Origin of the sequence: Pseudomonas sp. Z18(2022) (assembly GCF_036346535.1) — a bacterium.
Lineage (GTDB): Bacteria > Pseudomonadota > Gammaproteobacteria > Pseudomonadales > Pseudomonadaceae > Aquipseudomonas > Aquipseudomonas yamanorum_A.
In genome coordinates this window covers 440064-457949 of record NZ_JAOTOA010000001.1, presented here as the reverse complement: position 1 = coordinate 457949, position 17886 = coordinate 440064, and the positions used below count along the sequence as shown (strand labels likewise).

At 59.0% G+C, this 17886-nt stretch carries 20 protein-coding genes; 10 read left to right on the top strand and 10 right to left on the bottom strand.

The window, feature by feature from the left end:
* Window positions 1–31: 31 nt before the first annotated feature.
* Both V3W39_RS02120 and V3W39_RS02115 read left to right on the top strand, forming a co-directional pair.
* Window positions 32–1159, top strand: a complete 1128-nt coding sequence (locus V3W39_RS02120) for a saccharopine dehydrogenase family protein (RefSeq protein ID WP_330212124.1) — start codon at window positions 32–34, stop codon at window positions 1157–1159.
* Window positions 1160–1162: 3 nt separating this feature from the next.
* Entirely contained in the window at window positions 1163–1654 is a 492-nt protein-coding gene (locus V3W39_RS02115; RefSeq protein WP_330212123.1) for a DUF2269 family protein, read from the top strand.
* A gap of 139 nt (window positions 1655–1793) precedes the next feature.
* Here the strand turns inward: V3W39_RS02115 and V3W39_RS02110 are convergent, their stop codons facing one another.
* Genes V3W39_RS02110 through V3W39_RS02100 form a run of 3 tightly spaced genes read right to left on the bottom strand, consistent with a single transcriptional unit; the run spans window position 1794 to window position 4305 of the window.
* Window positions 1794–2246: a thiol-disulfide oxidoreductase DCC family protein gene (locus V3W39_RS02110; RefSeq protein ID WP_177121335.1), complete on the bottom strand. Its 453-nt coding sequence runs from the start codon at window positions 2244–2246 to the stop codon at window positions 1794–1796.
* Between the two features lie 24 nt (window positions 2247–2270).
* On the bottom strand, window positions 2271–2930 hold the full coding sequence (locus V3W39_RS02105; protein WP_330212122.1) for an aspartate/glutamate racemase family protein: 660 nt from the start codon (window positions 2928–2930) through the stop codon (window positions 2271–2273).
* Between the two features lie 37 nt (window positions 2931–2967).
* A complete protein-coding gene (locus V3W39_RS02100; protein ID WP_177079015.1) occupies window positions 2968–4305 on the bottom strand; it encodes an MFS transporter in 1338 nt (445 codons plus the stop codon).
* A 579-nt stretch (window positions 4306–4884) separates the two neighbouring features.
* Between V3W39_RS02100 and V3W39_RS02095 the strand changes: the two genes are divergently transcribed.
* The 4 genes from V3W39_RS02095 to V3W39_RS02080 all read left to right on the top strand — a co-directional run bounded on the left by V3W39_RS02095 (window position 4885) and on the right by V3W39_RS02080 (window position 6680).
* Window positions 4885–5274, top strand: coding sequence for a hypothetical protein (locus tag V3W39_RS02095; RefSeq protein ID WP_177121334.1), 390 nt, complete (start codon window positions 4885–4887; stop codon window positions 5272–5274).
* A 115-nt stretch (window positions 5275–5389) separates the two neighbouring features.
* Window positions 5390–5890, top strand: coding sequence for a GNAT family N-acetyltransferase (locus V3W39_RS02090; RefSeq protein ID WP_177079012.1), 501 nt, complete (start codon window positions 5390–5392; stop codon window positions 5888–5890).
* 55 nt (window positions 5891–5945) lie between these two features.
* Window positions 5946–6425, top strand: coding sequence for a hypothetical protein (locus tag V3W39_RS02085; protein WP_177043981.1), 480 nt, complete (start codon window positions 5946–5948; stop codon window positions 6423–6425).
* A 12-nt stretch (window positions 6426–6437) separates the two neighbouring features.
* Entirely contained in the window at window positions 6438–6680 is a 243-nt protein-coding gene (locus tag V3W39_RS02080) for a hypothetical protein (RefSeq protein ID WP_330212121.1), read from the top strand.
* A gap of 99 nt (window positions 6681–6779) precedes the next feature.
* Here the strand turns inward: V3W39_RS02080 and V3W39_RS02075 are convergent, their stop codons facing one another.
* On the bottom strand, window positions 6780–7724 hold the full coding sequence (locus V3W39_RS02075; RefSeq protein ID WP_330212120.1) for a DMT family transporter: 945 nt from the start codon (window positions 7722–7724) through the stop codon (window positions 6780–6782).
* A 451-nt stretch (window positions 7725–8175) separates the two neighbouring features.
* Here V3W39_RS02075 and V3W39_RS02070 point away from each other — a divergent pair, with 451 nt between their 5' ends.
* A complete protein-coding gene (locus V3W39_RS02070) occupies window positions 8176–8688 on the top strand; it encodes an AAA family ATPase (RefSeq protein WP_330212119.1) in 513 nt (170 codons plus the stop codon).
* Window positions 8689–8801: 113 nt separating this feature from the next.
* Here V3W39_RS02070 and V3W39_RS02065 read toward each other — a convergent pair whose 3' ends face one another.
* On the bottom strand, window positions 8802–11045 hold the full coding sequence (locus tag V3W39_RS02065; protein ID WP_330212118.1) for a restriction endonuclease: 2244 nt from the start codon (window positions 11043–11045) through the stop codon (window positions 8802–8804).
* A gap of 293 nt (window positions 11046–11338) precedes the next feature.
* Here V3W39_RS02065 and V3W39_RS02060 point away from each other — a divergent pair, with 293 nt between their 5' ends.
* Complete coding sequence (locus V3W39_RS02060; protein ID WP_003214497.1) at window positions 11339–11572, top strand: hypothetical protein; 234 nt, start codon at window positions 11339–11341, stop codon at window positions 11570–11572.
* A 102-nt stretch (window positions 11573–11674) separates the two neighbouring features.
* On the opposite strand, the gene V3W39_RS02055 is transcribed toward V3W39_RS02060, so the two are convergent.
* Window positions 11675–11911, bottom strand: a complete 237-nt coding sequence (locus tag V3W39_RS02055) for a hypothetical protein (protein ID WP_330212117.1) — start codon at window positions 11909–11911, stop codon at window positions 11675–11677.
* A gap of 170 nt (window positions 11912–12081) precedes the next feature.
* Entirely contained in the window at window positions 12082–12408 is a 327-nt protein-coding gene (locus V3W39_RS02050; protein ID WP_294738839.1) for a DUF6124 family protein, read from the bottom strand.
* 438 nt (window positions 12409–12846) lie between these two features.
* On the opposite strand from V3W39_RS02050, the gene V3W39_RS02045 reads away from it, so the two are divergent.
* Entirely contained in the window at window positions 12847–13446 is a 600-nt protein-coding gene (locus V3W39_RS02045) for a hypothetical protein (RefSeq protein WP_177043973.1), read from the top strand.
* 142 nt (window positions 13447–13588) lie between these two features.
* Complete coding sequence (tspO, locus tag V3W39_RS02040; protein ID WP_330212314.1) at window positions 13589–14029, top strand: tryptophan-rich sensory protein TspO; 441 nt, start codon at window positions 13589–13591, stop codon at window positions 14027–14029.
* On the opposite strand, the gene V3W39_RS02035 is transcribed toward tspO, so the two are convergent.
* From V3W39_RS02035 to V3W39_RS02025, 3 genes are read right to left on the bottom strand one after another with little or no spacing between them, the layout of a single operon-like run.
* Window positions 13979–15331: an MFS transporter gene (locus tag V3W39_RS02035; RefSeq protein WP_330212116.1), complete on the bottom strand. Its 1353-nt coding sequence runs from the start codon at window positions 15329–15331 to the stop codon at window positions 13979–13981. The genes tspO and V3W39_RS02035 overlap by 51 nt on opposite strands.
* A 55-nt stretch (window positions 15332–15386) precedes the next feature.
* Entirely contained in the window at window positions 15387–16325 is a 939-nt protein-coding gene (locus V3W39_RS02030; protein WP_177115368.1) for a LysR family transcriptional regulator, read from the bottom strand.
* A 44-nt stretch (window positions 16326–16369) separates the two neighbouring features.
* Window positions 16370–17788 (bottom strand): FAD-binding oxidoreductase, encoded by a 1419-nt coding sequence (locus V3W39_RS02025; RefSeq protein WP_330212115.1) that lies wholly within the window; start codon window positions 17786–17788, stop codon window positions 16370–16372.
* Between the last annotated feature and the right edge of the window lie 98 nt (window positions 17789–17886).

Sequence of the window (17886 nt, the reverse complement as noted above, 5' to 3'; positions counted from 1 at the left end):
GCGCATGATCGATTTTTTAGGGAAGAATGGAATGACACTCAGGGTGATGGTGGTCGGTGGCTACGGCAATTTCGGCAGCATTGTTTGCCGGCACTTGGCGTTGGCGCCGGGCATCGAACTGGTGATCTCGGGCCGCGACCCACACAAGTTGCAGCGCAAAGTCGATGAGTTCAAAAGCCACTCGGCCGCAGGCTGCGAAGGCTGGTGCGGCGATGCCATGGGCGCCGGGTTCGCCGCTGTTTTGCCGTCGATGAACATCCAGCTGGTGATCCACACCGGCGGCCCGTTCCAGGGGCAATCCTATGCCGTCGCCCAGAGCTGCATCGACGCAGGCGTGAACTACTGCGACCTGTCCGACTGCCGCACCTTCGTCAACGGTGTGGGCGTGCTGGATGCACAGGCCAAACTGGCGGGCGTGGCTATTCTCAGTGGCTGCAGCTCGGTACCGACGCTGTCGTCTGCGATCATCGATCAGTACCGCTATCGCTTCACGCGCATCGACTCGATCGCGCATGGCATTTCCTCTTCCGCCAAGATGCCGGGCCTCTCGACCGTCGAAGGCGTGCTGGCCTACGCGGGCAAACCGATCAAGCAACTGCGCAATGGCCAGGTGCATGAAGTGCTGGGCTGGCAGGACCTGACACTGCGCAAGCTGCCCCAGCTTGGCACACGAGTCCTGGCCAACGTGGACGTGCCCGATATGGACATCTTCGCCAGCCGCTACGGTGCCCACACCCTGAGCTTCAAGGCCGGCGCGGGGCTCAAGCTGGGCGGTGTCGCCAACGGCCTGCTGGCCCAGGCGCTGCGCATGGGAATCGTGCGCGACCACGCCACCTGGGCCGCACGTTTGCACCGGCTGGGTACCTGGTTCGAGCGCTTCGGCGATGGCAAAAGCGCGATGTACATCGACGTACACGGCCTCGGCACAGACGGGCAACCGCTGTCCCTGGCGGTGCAACTCACGGCCCTGAATGACAAAGGCCCGGAAATCCCCAGCTGCGCCGCCGTGGCCCTCGCCATCAAAATTGCCCAGGGCTACGTGCCAGAACCCGGCGCGCGGCCATGCGTGGGTGAAATCACCGTCGACGAATACATGGGCGCCATCAACGACCCGGCGAACCTTAGCCTGAGCGTGCAGTTCTCCGACGGGCAGGGCTGACCCATGCTCTATCTGGGCTTGAAGTACATCCACATCCTCGCGGCGATTTTTCTGTTCGGTTTCGGCATGGGCTCGTACCTGTACCTGATCGCCGCCAGCCGTACGGCCAACCCGCAGGTGATCGCCCATGTGGCGCGGATGGTGGTGCGGTTCGATACCTGGATCACCACGCCGGCGGGTTTTATCCAGATCATCACGGGCTTCCTGCTGATCAGGCTTACCGGGCTGCCATTGACCACGGAATGGGTGCTGACCTCGCTGATCATCTTCCTGTGCGTGGGGGCGCTGTGGCTGCCGGTGCTGGTGTTGCAGAAGCGTTTGCAGCAAATGGCGTTGAGTGCGGTTGAGACGGGCAGGGTGCTTGATGATGGATACGCCGGTGTTTACCGCAAATGGTTCTGGATGGGTGTTTTCGGGTTCTTGGGGATGTTTGTGATCGTGATGATCATGGTGACGAAGATGACGCCGTGGCAGTTGGTTGGGCTGCTGGTATAGAAGGGCTGGATAAGATTACGTTCCAGCCCTGGTATTCCACGCCACCCCACACAACGCCAACCCCGCCACATTCAGCGACACCGAATTAAACGCCTCCCTGAGCATCTCCGGGCGATCCAGTTGATGCGCACCAGGGCGTTCATGGCTGGGCCTTCAAAAAGCGCTGTTCATGATCGGGATCCGGCAACAGGCAGGTGTCGTACTTTCCGAAGAGCCGATAGCGATTGCGCGCGATGCGGTCGTACGCCCAGTCCCGAAGGACACGCGGGACTGCGCGCAGCACCAGCAATGGGCGCCAGCGGGCCGGCAGTTGCGCGATGATTTCGAACACCGCCTCCGAACGCGCCCAACAGCGCCGGTCGCGGATCACGGCGAGGGTGTCGAACTGATCCAGCGGCAATCCGGCCCAGGCCAGCAGCGCCTGGCCCTCGGGCGATTGCACCGCCGCCAACCGCACGCGGTGGTCGCGGTCATGGCGAATCAGGAACCTTGCCCAGCCATTGCACAGCTTGCACACGCCATCGAACAACACCACGGTTTCACCGGGCTTGAGGAGTGGCGCGGGGGTAGGACGGGTTTGGGAGGCGGGCATGAGGGTGGGTCCAATCGGGCCGGGTCAGCCTGGATCATACCCGCGTTCGGCACGACTCAGTGCAGCCCGCAGCCCTGTCGATGCACTGGTCAGCGGAACAGGGCCCGCGGTTACCAGCGAAGCGGCGCCGCTCATGGACGCTTGCCCCAGCGCCACGATAGACGCGCCATCCTCATAGGCACGGTCGGCCGCCTTGGCGATGGTCGCCAGATAACCCTGCAGGTCGCCCGCCTTGAACATCGCCCATGCCCCCGCAACCCACTGCACCTGCACCGATGCCCCGGTGTGCTGTGCCGTTTGGAGAAACAGGCGAGAAGTCGGTTCGAGCGTGGTTTCTACGGCGCACAACACCACAACCTTCCCACCTGCCTCAACCGCCGCGTAGGCCAGCGCTTCATCCGCCCGCAAAATCGGCACCCGGGTGTGAGTACCGGCAAGTTCAACCACCGGGCCCAGGGTCGAACAGGTGAGCACCACCGCATCACAGTGCTGAGCCAGGGCAACGAGCGCCAGCCGCGTTTCTTCGGCGATATCTGCAGTCAGCTTGCCCGAGTGTTCGGCCGCTGCCAGCAGGTCGGCCCGGACCGCATGGTGCAACACCTGCGACCCGATCCCCAGCGCTGCTGCTGCGGCGTCAAACACTGCAATGTTGCTCTCGGCGGTATGAAGGCAGCTAATCCGCATCGCTCAGGTCTCCGGAGGGGGTGAACACCCGCCGACTTTAACGCGACAACACCGCCGCCGCGCCTTTTTCCTCCGAGCCCACGTCATGCAGCGAAATCCGCGACGTCTCCGGCAACGCCAACCCACCCGCCAACGCCAGCACCGCCACGGCAATCAGGTAAAACGCCGGTGACAGGTTGCTGCCCGTGGTACTGATCAACCACGTCGCCATCAACGGTGCCGTACCGCCGAAGATCGTATAAGCCATGTTGTAAGTAATCGCCGAAGCGGTATAGCGCGTGCGAGTCGGAAAGGTCTCCGACAGCAACGCCGCCGTCACCACCCCGCACAACACCGCGCCCACCGCCAACAACATCACCCCGACCACCGACGCCGCGAACGAGCCGGAACTGGCCATCAGGAACGACGGATACACCACCACCATCAACAACACACACGCCGTCATCACGGTAACCCGACGGCCCACCCGATCCGAATACAACCCCGCCAGCGGGCAGATCGCCGCCGCAAAAATCAGCGCGATCAGCGACACCAGCAACGCCATCGCCCGGCTCAGCCCGCCCGCCACCTGCAGATACGTCGCGAAGTAGGTGGTGAACATATAAAACGACAGCGCCGTGAGCGACACAAAAGCGCCCAGGCAGCAGATCGCCGCACCATGGTTGCGCAGGGTTTCCTTGAGCGGCGAGTGAGCGACCGCATGCTCTTGCTTCACCGCCTGGAACGCCGGCGTCTCATCCAGCTTCCAGCGCAGGTAAAGCCCCACCAGCCCCAGTGGCGCAGCGATCAGGAACGGCAAGCGCCAGCCCCAACTGCCCATCGCCTCGGCGGACAACGAAGCCTCCAGCGCGTAGGCCACCACCGCCGCCGCCGCGAATGCAGAAAACGTCGACACCGGCACAAAGCTGCCGTACCACGCGCGTTTGTCACTCGGCGCATGCTCCATCAGATAGGCACAGGCCCCGGCATATTCGCCGCCGGCGGAGAAGCCCTGGGCGCAGCGGATCAGCGACAACAGTATCGGCGCCGCCACGCCGATGGCGGCGTAGGTAGGCAGCAGGCCGATCAGCGTGGTGGCGCCGGCCATCAGCAAAATCGTCATGGCCAGCGTGCGTTTGCGCCCGATGCGGTCGCCGAGCATGCCGAAGAAAATCCCGCCCAGGGGCCGGAAGGCAAAGGCCACCGCAAACACCGCGAAGGTCTTCAGCAGCGCCGCGCTGGCGTCGCCGCTGGGGAAGAATTGCTGGGCGATGGTGGTGGCCAGAAAACCGTAGACGGCGAAGTCGAACCACTCCACGAAGTTACCGATGCCGGCGGCGATGATCACTCTTCGCAGGGTTTGGGGGCTGACCTGTTCGGTGGATGGGCTCGTCATGGGGGAAGGCCTCGGCGGTGGTAGGGGGATGCTTTATTATCGGGGGAAGGGGGTTGGGCGGCGGGGCTCAAAAGAGTCGTCCGCGTAGTCAGTAGCGACTTGATGGGGTAGGGGAGGCAGGAATTGGGCCAAGTCCTGGGGACGAACAGCCTCGGCGTACCTGGCCAGGGGTGAAATGATTTAAACCCGGCGCGCGCCTTCCAGACCCCGCCGGCTGCACTGGTCACTTCATCCGGCCGAACTGAAAGCTGCCGAAACGCGGTCAAAAATGTGGGAGCGGGCTTGCCCGCGAAGGCAGCGCCCCCCAGCCGACGCATCGTCGGGTAACCCATGCGCGCCCAAGTATTCGACAGAGTTGCGTTAGAGAACGGGGCGACAGGTGACTTTCCCACAGGTTTTTCCGGATGGCGCGTCTGACGATTCGTTTTTTGTAGAACCTGGCCGAACGGACAGTTGTCAGGTTTTGGGCGGTCCAGCAGCATCTCTGGCGCGCCATTCAGGCGCAATCCCGACCCTTATGCAGCAACACCCTTGCGGTGTTCGAGCCCGTTTTGGGCGCCAGAAAAGGACAGCACAACCATGACCAGTATCGATACATGGCCGTTGTGGGTTGTGATCATCGTTACCGGTGGCCCGGGTCTTCTAGAAATTTTGAGCATTGCCTACAGCTTGTACCTGTGCCGACGTCATTTGGGCGCCATCAAGGAGGCCTTGAAAAACAGCCGTTATCTGTATCTTTGGGGGCCGAGTCTGGGGAGGCGGGGTTTGATTTGGTCCCTCTTGGAAATAGTAAAGCTCACTCAAATGATCATGATGCCGAGGGCATCACTCATCATCGGCGAACTGGATCCTGTCGACCTTGAAAACTTTCCCGCTTATCTTAAGCGGCTGCTGAAGATCAAATTGGTGATGATGTTGAGCTGTGCTGCCTGGTTTGTGATTGCGGCTGCGTTAGTCAAGTTTAAGTAGCTTTGCCTTGTCCCTCAGAAAAATGGGGCCAGGCCACGATAGAAAATAGCGGAGCGTGACCGCCCCCCAATCCACCTACACTGGCCATTCCAGGACGGTACGCAGAGCGCAACCTATGCCGATCAAACCCAATCAACACTCCCCGGTGACGTTAGTCCGCGCTCAACAAAGCGACCTGGACGATCTTGTCGCCATCCGAATCGAAGCCATGCGCGAAAGCTTGGAACGTGTCGGGCGATTTGATCCAGTACGGGCGCGCGAGCGGTTTGTTAGCGGTTTTGAAGCCCACAACACCCATCACATCGAGGTGTCTGGAGAGAGGGTTGGCTTTGTAGTAGTCAAGCACCACTCCACCGAGCTCGTGCTCGACCACTTCTACGTGAGACCGAGCGCGCAAGGTTCGGGGATCGGCTCTGCTGTGCTCGCTCAGATTTTCAAAGCGGCTGACGCGGTCGCACTCCCTGTCAAAGTGGGAGCCCTCAAAGAAAGCGCTTCGAACCGTTTCTACACCCGCCATGGCTTCCAGTTCGTCGAAAGCACTGAGTTCGACAATTATTATGTCCGTCAGCACCTTACGGCGGGCAACACATCTTGCCAGCCAGGTGAAATGATTTGAATCCGGCGCGCGCCTTCTAGACAATCCCCGCCTTTGGCTCGAAAGGATGCGTGCGATGAAGTTCGAAGAGACCTTCCAATACATGGGCAATCACGGGATCGTGTTCAACGTCTCGCAGATCACCCTCACCGACAGCGAGCGCGGACGCCTCAGCGAGCTGCATTTTGGCGAGGCGAAAAGCGCCCACTACGAGGTCAACCGCAAGGTCGTCGAGGTGTACGACAAGATGTTGGCCAAGAACCTGCCATGCCTGATGATGATCGGTATCTCCAAGCCGCTGACCCGGCAACAGGGCGACGTGCTCAACGCCCAACGCACCAAAATCGCCAACCTTGCGGCCTCGGCCTTCGCCGGCGCCACCTCTTACGTGGCCTCCCCATACGCGGGTGTACCGGTCGGCGCCGGTGTGCGCACCTATGTGAATGAAACCCTGCCCACCTATCATGCAGGCGACGTACTGGTCAGCATCGAGGCGCAGGTGAATGGCGGCATCGGCCCGCAACGCACCGCCACGACACTGATCGTCAAGACCTGACTGGAGAAACACATGTCCGAAATTACCCAGTTGGTCGTGGCCCTGGTGCTGTTCTTTCTGATTGACCGGTTTGTGAAGTCGCACCTGCTTCGCAAGTGGCTGGGGGTGTTGCTGGTGGCGGTGGGTGCGGTTGGCTGCGTTGTGGCGAGCCAGGTCCGGTTGTTGGGGGTTGACCTTGGGTTGCTGTCGATCTTTGCCGTTGCGCTGGGGGTAGGGTTGTTCCTGAAGCGGCGGCGGTTTGAGCAGATGGGTTGAAGGGATGCAGGCATTCCAGGCCTTGGCCTGAACTCGCAGTAAAAGGGGATGGATTCATTTGAAAATGGATCCGTCCCCTTTTTCGTTCCGCCTCTCGACTTACGCGACCTGCGCCTTGACGGGAGGCGCGGCAGACTTGCGATACGTCAGCAGCACAATCCCCGTCACCACAATCACCCCGCCCACCACCTGCCCGGCGCTGAGCATCTGATCGAGCACGATCCAGCCCATCAACAACGTCGCCAGCGGCTCAATGTTCATCACCGGCGCATTACGCGGCATATCCAGGCGCGGCACCGAAATGAACAGCACGATAAACCCCGTGCCATACAGCACCACCAACGTCGCCAATGCCAACCAACCGGTGCTGGTGGCCGGCAGGTTCAGGCCATCCACCAGCGCACCGCTCAAGCCCGCGAGATTGACGCTGCTGAACACAATGAAAATCGTCAACAGGCTGCGCACCGAACCGCGCACCTGGGACAACTTGTGGTCGGTGATCCACAGCGCGCAAGCGAACACGAACGCGGCGCAAAAGGCCAGGGAGACGCCGACCAGCCATTCCGGGCCGAGGGTGGTGCTGGCGGAGAGGCGGCCGGGAACGTCCAGCACGAACACCAGGCCCACCAGAATCAGGCCCATCAGCAAGGCCGTGCGCGCGGTGGGGCGTGGGCCGCCGAGTGCCCAGGTGAGCAGGGCCAGCAGGATGGGGAACACGTTGGCGACCAGCAAGGCCAGCGCCACCGGCACGCGGGCGACGGCGGAGTAGAGGCAGAGGCTTTGGGTGGCGATGAGCAGGCCCAGCAGGACTTGCCAGCGCCAGGCGCCTGGGGGGAGGCGCAGGTTTTGGCGTTGGTATAGGACCAGTATCGCCAGCACTAACAGGGTGCCGCCGGAGCGCATCAGGATGGCGAGGAGGACGCCAGCGCCGTCGTCGAAGGCCACGCGGGCGGCGATGTGGTTGCCGGCGAAGGCGCAGCCCATGCAGAGGAGGATCAGGACGGCGATGTGGCGGGGGAATTGGGTGGGGGCAGGGGGAGTCATGGTGGGGGCTCGGGGAGTTGGCGCCATCGTCGGGGATGGGGGATTATTTTTAGGTTGTCGTACAACTTAGTGGTGGATTTGTAGCGTGTTTGGTGGGAGGGGGCAAGGAGTTGTTTTAGTGTGGTTGGCTAAGAATTCCTTCCGAAGCCGCCTCCGCTGAAATTCGCAGGGGGGGCGGGCCCGGGACGGATAGCTATGATTCAGCTCGTCATTAGGAGGAGGTCGTATGAGTTGTTGGCGGAGGCGTCCCAGCGTGCTTTTGGCTGCTAGGGTGGAAAGGGAGGGATTTATTGATTTGGAATAGGTCCCTTTTGTCCATGCAATATGGAGATAAGCGCACTGACTTTTGATGGTCGATAGCTGCCCTTCGTTACAGGCAGGTCAAAAGAGGACATTGGCTTCGGCAGGTATTGGCCTAGACTGGGTCAACTCAATAATCGAAGGAGATAGAATGCTTATTGTCTTCAGCGGCCTTCCGGGTACTGGAAAAACGACTATAGCAAGCGACCTTGCCACCAGAACAAGTGCGGTGTATCTGCGGATCGATACGATTGAGCAGGCTATCCGAAACTCCGGTGCTCTGGCACAAGACGTGGGACGGAGCGGTTATATGGTCGCTAATGAGCTTGCTCTGAGCAATCTTCGTTTTGGCAGTACTGTCATAGTCGACTGTGTTAACCCAGTAATCGAAAGCCGAAACGCGTGGAGCGAGATCGCTACTCGCTCTGGTACTCCATTAGTGAATATCCAGGTGGTTTGTTCTGATAAATATGAACACCAGCGACGGGTCGAAACCAGGAAGATTGATATTCCTGGCCTGTCGCCACCAACCTGGCAGTCTGTATTGGATCATGAATATGAGCCGTGGGATAACGCGCCGTTTGATATCGACACAGCCTTGACGTCTCCGGCGGAGGCAGTGGCAATGATCACTAAACGATTTTTACCCGAGGAGAAAGAATAGGGTTCAGACCACCCTTCAATAATGGTGGTCTGACCCCTGTTTCACAGAACATAAGTTCATGTTGCTTAGGGCAGGTACAGGTACTGATTGGTTTTTCAGAATCAGTCCCTAGCCTAACGGTCTCTTTGGAACAAATCATCGATGCTGTCAATCTCCATTCTTTGCTGCATCGAATGGCTGCGCATTGGCTGGTCTTCTTGAGGCTCAAAATATTTTTCAATTCTATTTGCAATGTCGTAATGCTCCGAAATGACGTGAATTATTTCGGTGTTATGAGATATTCCCCAATTAAGAAGGTGTTGAGAAATGCATGTCTGGAGATTGCTGCGTGCTTCTGAAATACTATCGCCCCCTCCAAAAATTTCGCTTTCGTCAAACACTTCATCAATCGCATCTAACAGATAATCCCGAGCCAGATCTGCGAAAGGCTCAGAGGCCTCATGCATGTTATGCCGTTCGAGATAATTCACGATTGCGCCTAGATGAGGAAGCTCCCTATCATTGGCAGGAACCCTCATTGCACTTAATGCAAAACACTCTACTAAAGTAGGTTGCGTAAAACCCATCTCTATAGCGGATAGTATAAGTTCGGCGCAGCTTGCATAGGATGGTGGGCTAGCCAATGCCAAGACGAAAGTCGCTGCTTTTTTCGTGCAAGTGAGAGTAAGCGATTCGGAAGTGCTTCGCTCATTGATTGCCAAGCAAAGTTTTGAGATGTATTCCGGGTCGCTACCCCTAAACTCAATAGTATCTTCCGATTTAAACAAATCCAGCAAAAATTCCTGTGTTAATGAGCCGTTGATGAATTTGTTTTTCGACATATCTAACAAAACGTCGACCGCACTGCGGCTGCGCAACGAATTGAATACTACTGCAAGCGTCGGCGTGTCGGTGGAGTATCTCCTTAATAGAAAGTCACCAAGCGAAGGATTGAATAAGCTGTAACGCACCTGATCTTTAAGAAGTGCTCTGTTCAACATCGAGTTGGTCAGATGCCTTATCGACACATGAAAATCACGATTGCCTTTCATATGCGAAAGCAAGGGCATCGAAATGGCTCGCGCATACGCCGCAGCGAGATCTTCTTCCGTTAAACTCAGCCCATTTAGAGCTACTAGCAGAACGATGATTCTTCCAAAATCATCCAGCTGGGATTCGAACGGGTGCTCCCATATTTTTGCTGGATTATCTAGCGACTCAGTGACATGACGCCAGTACTCAGATATCGGCAGGTCAACTACTCGTTGCGGGTCGGTGATAAAACTGATGATCCTAGGGTTGAAGTTATTATGCTCTATAATGCGGCGATAGCGCCTGTCGGGGTAGAATTGTTCGACGTGATCTGGAGGTAGATTTGAATGCCAGATGTGATTGTAAAGAATTTGTGCTTTGTCGAGACTGGATAGTGAATTCAGTTTTATCTCTAATTCATTTCTTTTGATGTTGTTGTTATCAAACACATCATTAAGTATTCGGCCTTGATTAAGTATTGTTGATCTGGAGGTAAGTATGAATTTTTTCTTGGATTTATCCCGTCCGACTCGCTTGATAAAATTTACTATCTGACTACCCTCGTGACCTGTAAGAGCTTGCAGATAGTTTCTTCCTAAGAAGTCGTCAAAATAAAATAGTTGCGATCTCTCAAGATCGTAGGCTTGTTCCGCCTCGGAAATATCTTGACTGATGCATACAAGGTCAAACCCGTCACTTATGAAGTGGAGGATAATTTGTTCGGCAAGCGTTGTTTTACCGATGCCAGCCTGCCCGGTAATAATTACCACCCCTAGTTTTTCAAGGGTTTCCAGTGCATGTTGAAAATTAGGCGTTGCGACATAGATTTTAGACTTTTCGATTATATCCTCCATCATGAAGTCGCTACGACCTTTAATAGCATTGTTCAAGAGGATAGCAAGGACATTGGTGCTACTGATCCATAATTTGAAATGTCGTCTTTCTACTTCGGGATGTTTTGGCAGGAAGTCGTTGAGGTCTTCTCGTCCGAAGACCTCCACTGGACTGGATGTATGATTAGCGAGAAGTGACAATATCTCAGATTTATTTGCCCTAGACAGCGGGTGAGACAGGACAAGGAAGTAGCGTTCTGGCTTGAGCTTCGCCACCTTCAGCGCTTCAGAATCCCTAATGTGAGCGACGAGGCGAGAGTAAGGTGTGGAGGCCCAGTGCTTGCATTGAAGGATCCACTCCCCTTTGTCAGGAGTGAAGTAGCGACCGTCAACTCCAGCGTCACGCCCTGGCTTGAATCGCTCAAAGCGAACCCCCTTCATGGCACCAATGAGGTCAATACAAAACACCTCAAATTCTTTGTCATTTAAACGCGAGAAGTCGTAATCACTCACTCACTGCACCCCTTCCAATTTCTGGAGTAATAATAGCATTGTGCCTGCTATCGTGGGTTTGTGAATCGACCAAGATAGGTTCGTAGACATGCATGAGTGACCGATTTTTTGCCGGAAGCAGATCTGGGCCCAGCGTCCGTTTCTGGCCGAAACCACCCTTTTAATCCCCATACCGGTCTACCATGCTCACCCCCGGCAGTGGTTCCACGCGCTACCGACCTCAATCTCAAGGTATCGCCCATGACCTCGTTCACCCGCACCACCCCATCCCGCACCCCATCCGAGGCATCCCAATGAGCATCGACCAAATCAGCCTCCCAAAAGGCGTAGGCCCGCAAGCCATCAAGCTCCTCGACGCCATCACCGGTGCTGACACCAAAGAAGACCTGAACCGCGCAGGTGGCAAGGCCGAAGGCTTCGTATTGGGTCTGGAAAGCGCCAAGGCCATCAAAAGCCAAATCGCTGAGTCGCTGTACGTTGCATACGACGACGCGGCGAGTAATCGCTTGGGTGAGTTGAAGGGCTAATCCCGCAGGACCGCGTTGGGCTCTACGCCCGAGGTGTCTCGCGGTCCATCAGTTCGCCGATCAGCAGGTGAATGGCCTTTGCCGCATCGCGGTCTTTATAGATCAACGACCTTTGTAGTTTTGCCATTCACTCCAGCAATTCTCCGCAATCAAATCGGGATAGCCGCGCTGCCTTTCCATATCGAGCGCAACGCTGAAGGGAAGGGTGATACAAACTGCCCGGTCTCGAATATCACAGACCTCAGCCTCAGTAAGAGGTGAGCCCTTTCTGTCTTCAGCGGCGGTGAGAACGGCTACAAGGGCGGGTACAAATACCAGGCACAGCGGATCAGCTTCCATGAATCACCTTTTGGATTTCGACTTGGCTCATTACAACTAACCAGGCGGGGTTCAGCAATGGCTGAATGCACCGTGTACCTCCCGCCGAGTCGCTGTATGTGGCATACGACGACGCGGCGAGTAATCGGTTGGATGATTGAAGGGCTAGTCCCACAGGACCGTGTTGGGCTTTACGCCCGAGGTGTTTCGCGGTCCATCAGTTTGCCGATCAGCAGTACGCTCAATTCGCTCAGTTGGTGTATGGCCAATGCCACGTCGCGGTCTTTGCCGGTCAGTTGGTCGGACAGGTCGAGCAGCAGGGCGCTGACGGAGGACACGGTTTCGTAGCTATTGGCGATCAGGATTTCGTTGCTGGCGCCGGAGCTGACGCTGAAGAGGGCTTCTGATCCCGAGGCGCTTTCGGTGGCGGGATTTAGATAGTGATCAAGCGCGCGCTCAGCCGCTTGGTAGAGCTTTAAATCCGGTTTCTTCGGAGGATTCGGCGTTATTTTGAACATATATAGATACCCTGGATGAGGCCGCCACCTTGTCGCTACTAAACGATGGGGTGGCAGCTGTGCACAGGTTAGTAGACCGGTGGATATCTAAAGCCGGCGCGCCCGAAAGCGCCCTGCGCACAGCCACCATCAAGCGCAGACAACTTGTCTGAAGAAGGTGAAGCTCATGCACAGATATCCAAACTCAGGCTACTAAACCCGATCACTGAGTTTTCAGCGACCGAGCAACCTTAGAGATGACCACCCAGGTGCACAAGCCGGCGGATTCTGACGCAAGCGTAGGCAATGGAGCAAGCTGCTGCGGTCAATACCACGGCTCCTTTACCCCACAAACGGAACCACCATCCAATACGCCTTCAACCCCAAATCACTCAAACCCTCCAGGCTCTCGCCCTGGCAACCCGCGCAACGACCTGCCGTGCCCGTTATGGAAAACCTATGCGCTCTTATCGCCTGTTGTTCGTGTTACTGGCCCTGATCCTCAGCGGCTGCAGCATTCCGTATCAAACCCCTGAAGCTCGCCAGCAAATCGAGCACGACCTGAAGATTGCCCCCGGCTCGGTGCGGGCCCTGAGCCAGACCAACTGGTGCTACCTGCCCTACGGCTCGGAGAATGGCGGCGATGGCCAGTGCCGTGCCACTCAGGGCCTGGGCGTTCTGGTGGACGATGGCTTGATTCTGAGTACCTATTCCGGTGGCAGCTATCAGCGTTTCATCACGCTGCGTACCCGCGATGTGCTGTGCGTCAAAACCTTCCGCAGTCGTGAAGCGGCCGCCGCGTTTTTCGCCTTCACTCGGGCGGGGGCTGCTCAGATCATTCCGCTGACGGCTGAAGGGCAGTTCAACACACCGGTGAAAATCCAGTTTCTGGATTACCTGCTGGGTGAGAACCAGCCGGGCGACCTGACCACGGATAAGACCTATGTGCGCGAAACCGGCAAAAACGCCTACTCCGTCGGGATGGTCCCGGGTACGAAAATTCCGTATGTGTCTGCGGTGGCGGCGACGGAAGTGTTCAATCCCTGCCCGGAAAAGTAGTAGTCGTCAACAACCCTGCGCATCTGCGCCGGAGTGCGGAGGAAAGAAAAATACACTTTTTACCTCGCTGAACGTCCAACCCTGAAACCGCCGTCATGGCTTTCATCTCCAGGTAGCTGCTCCCAGCTAAGGACCGCTTATGCTGACGTTCTTCATTTTTCTTCTGGCCTGCGCCGCCGCCGCAAGCACCGGCATTATCTTCAAGCCGGGCGAGTGGTACGCCACCCTCGTCAAACCCGGCTTCACCCCACCCAACTGGCTGTTCCCGGTCGCCTGGACGATCATCTACCTGCTGCTCGCCTGGGCCGGCTATCGCCTGACGCTGATCCCCGGCAGCGAAATCGTGCTGGCTTTATGGGCCGCGCAGATCGCGCTCAACACGCTGTGGACGCCGGTTTTCTTCGGCGCCCACCGCATTCTCGCCGGCATGGTGATCCTCGCGCTGCTGTGGCTGGTGGTCGCCGCCATGGTGCTGCTGACCGTGCGGCTGGACCTGATCACCGGGCTCATCCTGTTCCCGTACCTGGTGTGGCTAAGCGTTGCGGCGGCGTTGAATTTCTCCATTTTGCGCAATAACCGCTGAGGCCGCGCCGGGCTTGCGTGCCACGCTCAAGCCCAGCAACCCGCCGACCACCAATGCCCCGGCCATGAAGTACATGGCCGCCTGGGTGTTGCCGGTGAGTTGGGTCAACCAGCCCACGACGATGGTGCTGAAAAAGCCCGCCACATTGCCCAGCGAGTTGATCAGCGCTATGCCCGCCGCGGCTGCGGCACCGCCGACCACGGCGGTGGGCATGCCCCAGAACACCGGCAGGCCGCTGATCATCGCGGCGGTGCCGAGGGTGAGGCCGAGCATCGACAGCCACAGGCTGTCGCCAAACAAGGTGCCGAACACCACGCCCCCGGCGCCGACCACGGCGCAGATCGCCAGGTGCCAGCGGTATTCGCGGTGGCGGTCGCTGCTGCGGCCCACCAGCACCATGCTCACGGCGGCCACGGAGTAGGGAATCGCGCTGAGCACGCCGATGGCCCAGGGTTCGGCCACGCCGTTGTTGCGGATGATGGTGGGCATCCAGAAGCTGATCACGTATTGGCCCAGCACCAGGCAGAAGTACACCGCGCCCAGCAGCCAGATGGTCGGGTTCAACAAGCCGTCGCGTACCGAATGGCGGGGCTTTTCCCGGGCTTCGCGGTCGAGGGCGGATTGCATGCCGCGCTTTTCGTCGGGGCTGAGCCAGTGGGCATCGGCGATGCGGTCGCGCAGCAGGAAGAACACGGCGGCACCGAGTGCCACGGCGGGCAGGCCTTCGATCACGAACAGCCACTGCCAGCCGGCGTAGCCCGCCACGCCGTCGAGGGTGTGCATGATCAACCCGGAGATCAGCGAGCCGAGCATGCTGGAGATCGGCAGGGCGGCGATGAACAGGGAGATCATCACGCCCCGGCGATGGCTGGGGAACCAGGTGGTGAGGTAGAAAATGATCCCCGGGAAGAAGCCCGCTTCGGCGATGCCGATCAGGAAGCGCAGCAGGTAGAAGCTCATGGGGGTTTCGATGAACATCATGGCGGCCGACAGCAGGCCCCAGGTCATCATGATGCGGGCGATCCAGCGCCGGGCGCCGAAGCGGTGCAGGGCGATGTTGCTGGGGATCTCGAACATCAGGTAGCCGACAAAAAATACCCCGGCGCCGAAGCCATACACCGCGTCGCTGAACTTCAGGTCATCGAGCATCTGCAACTTGGCGAAGCCGACGTTGACCCGGTCGAGGTAGGCCACCAGGTAGCACACCATCAGCAGCGGGATGATTCGCCAGGCGGTCTTGCGGTAGGCCGAGTGCAGGGCCTGGTCGGGCAGGTCGCCGAGGGGCGCCGTTAATGGCTTCATGGTGGGCCTCTTTTTTGTTGTTGTAGGGGCGATTGTTTTGCGGTGTGGCGCGTGGTCAGCGGGCGCGACCTCCCGGCCAGTCGCCGCTCTGGCACATGCCGTGGACGACTTCGCGGATCAGCTCGCTGATCAGGGTTTTAAGGTGGCTGGCGGCCATCGAGGCGCAGCTGCAAATGCCCAGGGTGCGGGTCAGCTCGGTATCGTTAATGCGATGGGCCACCAGGCGGCCGTCTTCGATTTCGCGCATGGCCAGGTTCAGCGGCATGATGGTGTAGCCAATGCCGGCCTCCACCGCGCTTTTGAGGATGTGCACCGAGTTCACTTCCATGGCGATCTCGCCCGCCGCCAGCCCGCGCTGTTTCACCACGTGTTCCACCAGAGTGCGGGTGCTGTGGCCATGGGCCTGGCTGGGGAATACCAGCGCGCGAGCGAGGGCCTGTTGCAGCGTTACCTCGCCGGCTGGCGGCGCGTCGGGGGCGTTGGCGCGGTGGATCAGGTAGAAGTCTTCTTCGATCAGCGCGTCGAACACCACTTGCGGCGGCAGCTCGCGGGAGGTGAACAGCGCGAGGTCGACGCGGCCATGGATCAGTTGGTCCATGACGTTGCCAGTGAGTTCTTCGTTGAGGTGGAACGCCACCTGCGGATAACGCGCGGCCACGGCGCGCATCAACGGCATGGCGAGGATGGTGGCGACACTTTGCGGCAAGGCGACGACGATCGAGCCGCTGACAGCGTTGGGGCTGCTGCGCACGGCGGCGCGGGCGTCGGTCAGGTGTTTGAGCATGCCTTGGGCGTATTCGTAGAAGACCTTGCCGGCCTCGCTGGCCACCACACCGTTGTGGCTGCGGTGGAACAGTTGCACCTCCAGTTCCTGCTCCAGCGCCGACATCTGCTTGCTCAAGGCCGATTGCGCCACATGCACCTGGCGCGCGGCCTGGGACAGGCTGCCGCAATCGATCACGGCGACAAAGTATTTGATCTGGCGGATTTCCATGTGGGCGCTTCCTGCAAACCGATGGGGCCGATGAGGGTACCGCGCTAACCGGCCGTGTGCCCACGAGGGAAAATCTTCCCGGGGTTCATCAGTTGTTTCGGGTCCAGGGCGGCCTTGATCGCTTGCATCACGTCCACCGCGTTTGCCCCGTGTTCCACCGGCATGAAGTGCTGCTTGGTGAGACCGATCCCGTGCTCGCCAGTGCAACTGCCACCCATGGCGATGGCGCGCTCGGCCAGGCGATGGGCCACGGCTTCGGCGCGTTCGACTTCGTCCGGGTTGTGCGGGTCTACCAGGATCAGCGCGTGAAAATTGCCGTCGCCCACATGGCCGAAAATCGGCGCCAGAAAGCCATTTTCGGCGAGGTCGGCGGCGGTGGTTTCGATGCATTCGGCCAGGCGCGAAATCGGCACCACGGCGTCGGTGGTCAGCGAGCGGCAACCGGGGCGCAGGGCGAGGGCCGCGAAGTACGCATCGTGCCGCGCCTGCCACAAACGGCTGCGGTCTTCCGGGTGCACGGCCCATTCAAAATCCAGGCCCTGGTGTTCGTCGGCCACCAGGCGCACGGTTTCGATCTGTTCCTTCACGCTGGCCTCGGAGCCATGCAGTTCAAAGAACAACGACGGCGCCTCGCGCAGTTGGGTTTTGCTGTAGGCGTTGAGGGCTTGCATGGTCAGCGCGTCGAGCAGTTCGATGCGGGCGATGGGCACGCCGAGCTGGATGGTTTGAATCACTGCGCGTACGGCGTGGTCCACTGTGGGGAAGCGGCACACCGCCGCCGAAATCGCCTCGGGAATCGGGTGCAGCTTTACGGTCAGTTCGGCGATGGTCGCCAGGGTGCCACCGGAGCCCACCAGCAAATGAGTCAAGTCGTAGCCGGAGGAAGACTTGCGGGCCCGGCCGCCGGTATGGATCACACGGCCGTCGGCGAGCACGGCGGTCATGCCCATCACGTTTTCGCGCATGGTGCCGTAGCGCACGGCGTTGGTGCCGGAGGCGCGGGTGGCCGCCATGCCGCCCAGGGACGCATCGGCGCCCGGGTCAATCGGGAAGAACAGCCCGGTGCCGTGCAGGGCGGCATTCAGTTGTTTGCGGGTTACGCCAGGTTGCACGGTGACGTCCATGTCGTCGACGCGGATCTGCACAATCTGGTCCATGCCCGACACGTCAATGCTGATGCCGCCGTGGGACGCTTGCAGCCAGCCTTCCAGGGATGTGCCGCTGCCGTAGGCAATCATCGGCACATCGTGGCGATAACAGGCGGCGCTGATGGCGACGATATCGTCCAGGCTGTTGGCGTAGGCCACGGCATCCGGCGGCATGGGGTCGAGGGCGGAAATATCACTGCCATGGTGTTCGCGCACACTGGCCGAAGTGGAAAACCGGTTGCCGAGCAGCTGGCTCAGTTCATCCAGCAGCGATTGTGGCAGCGGCGGGTGGGCAGGGGCGGCAGGAACGGTCATCGAGCAGTCTCCTTTTTTTGTGCGCCGCATGAGGGCGGCATTTTGGGGAGTTATTGCTTATCTTAGGCAGACGGGGGTCAACACGTGTAGTGCTGATT

Bases quoted from the DNA above. Each gene is read 5' to 3' on its own strand.
- V3W39_RS02120 (WP_330212124.1), top strand. From the start codon at position 32: ATGACACTCAGGGTGATGGTGGTCGGTGGCTACGGCAATTTCGGCAGC.
- V3W39_RS02115 (WP_330212123.1), top strand. From the start codon at position 1,163: ATGCTCTATCTGGGCTTGAAGTACATCCACATCCTCGCGGCGATTTTT.
- V3W39_RS02110 (WP_177121335.1), bottom strand. From the start codon at position 2,246: ATGCCCGCCTCCCAAACCCGTCCTACCCCCGCGCCACTCCTCAAGCCC.
- V3W39_RS02105 (WP_330212122.1), bottom strand. From the start codon at position 2,930: ATGCGGATTAGCTGCCTTCATACCGCCGAGAGCAACATTGCAGTGTTT.
- V3W39_RS02100 (WP_177079015.1), bottom strand. From the start codon at position 4,305: ATGACGAGCCCATCCACCGAACAGGTCAGCCCCCAAACCCTGCGAAGA.
- V3W39_RS02095 (WP_177121334.1), top strand. From the start codon at position 4,885: ATGACCAGTATCGATACATGGCCGTTGTGGGTTGTGATCATCGTTACC.
- V3W39_RS02090 (WP_177079012.1), top strand. From the start codon at position 5,390: ATGCCGATCAAACCCAATCAACACTCCCCGGTGACGTTAGTCCGCGCT.
- V3W39_RS02085 (WP_177043981.1), top strand. From the start codon at position 5,946: ATGAAGTTCGAAGAGACCTTCCAATACATGGGCAATCACGGGATCGTG.
- V3W39_RS02080 (WP_330212121.1), top strand. From the start codon at position 6,438: ATGTCCGAAATTACCCAGTTGGTCGTGGCCCTGGTGCTGTTCTTTCTG.
- V3W39_RS02075 (WP_330212120.1), bottom strand. From the start codon at position 7,724: ATGACTCCCCCTGCCCCCACCCAATTCCCCCGCCACATCGCCGTCCTG.
- V3W39_RS02070 (WP_330212119.1), top strand. From the start codon at position 8,176: ATGCTTATTGTCTTCAGCGGCCTTCCGGGTACTGGAAAAACGACTATA.
- V3W39_RS02060 (WP_003214497.1), top strand. From the start codon at position 11,339: ATGAGCATCGACCAAATCAGCCTCCCAAAAGGCGTAGGCCCGCAAGCC.
- V3W39_RS02055 (WP_330212117.1), bottom strand. From the start codon at position 11,911: ATGGAAGCTGATCCGCTGTGCCTGGTATTTGTACCCGCCCTTGTAGCC.
- V3W39_RS02050 (WP_294738839.1), bottom strand. From the start codon at position 12,408: ATGTTCAAAATAACGCCGAATCCTCCGAAGAAACCGGATTTAAAGCTC.
- V3W39_RS02045 (WP_177043973.1), top strand. From the start codon at position 12,847: ATGCGCTCTTATCGCCTGTTGTTCGTGTTACTGGCCCTGATCCTCAGC.
- V3W39_RS02035 (WP_330212116.1), bottom strand. From the start codon at position 15,331: ATGAAGCCATTAACGGCGCCCCTCGGCGACCTGCCCGACCAGGCCCTG.
- V3W39_RS02030 (WP_177115368.1), bottom strand. From the start codon at position 16,325: ATGGAAATCCGCCAGATCAAATACTTTGTCGCCGTGATCGATTGCGGC.
- V3W39_RS02025 (WP_330212115.1), bottom strand. From the start codon at position 17,788: ATGACCGTTCCTGCCGCCCCTGCCCACCCGCCGCTGCCACAATCGCTG.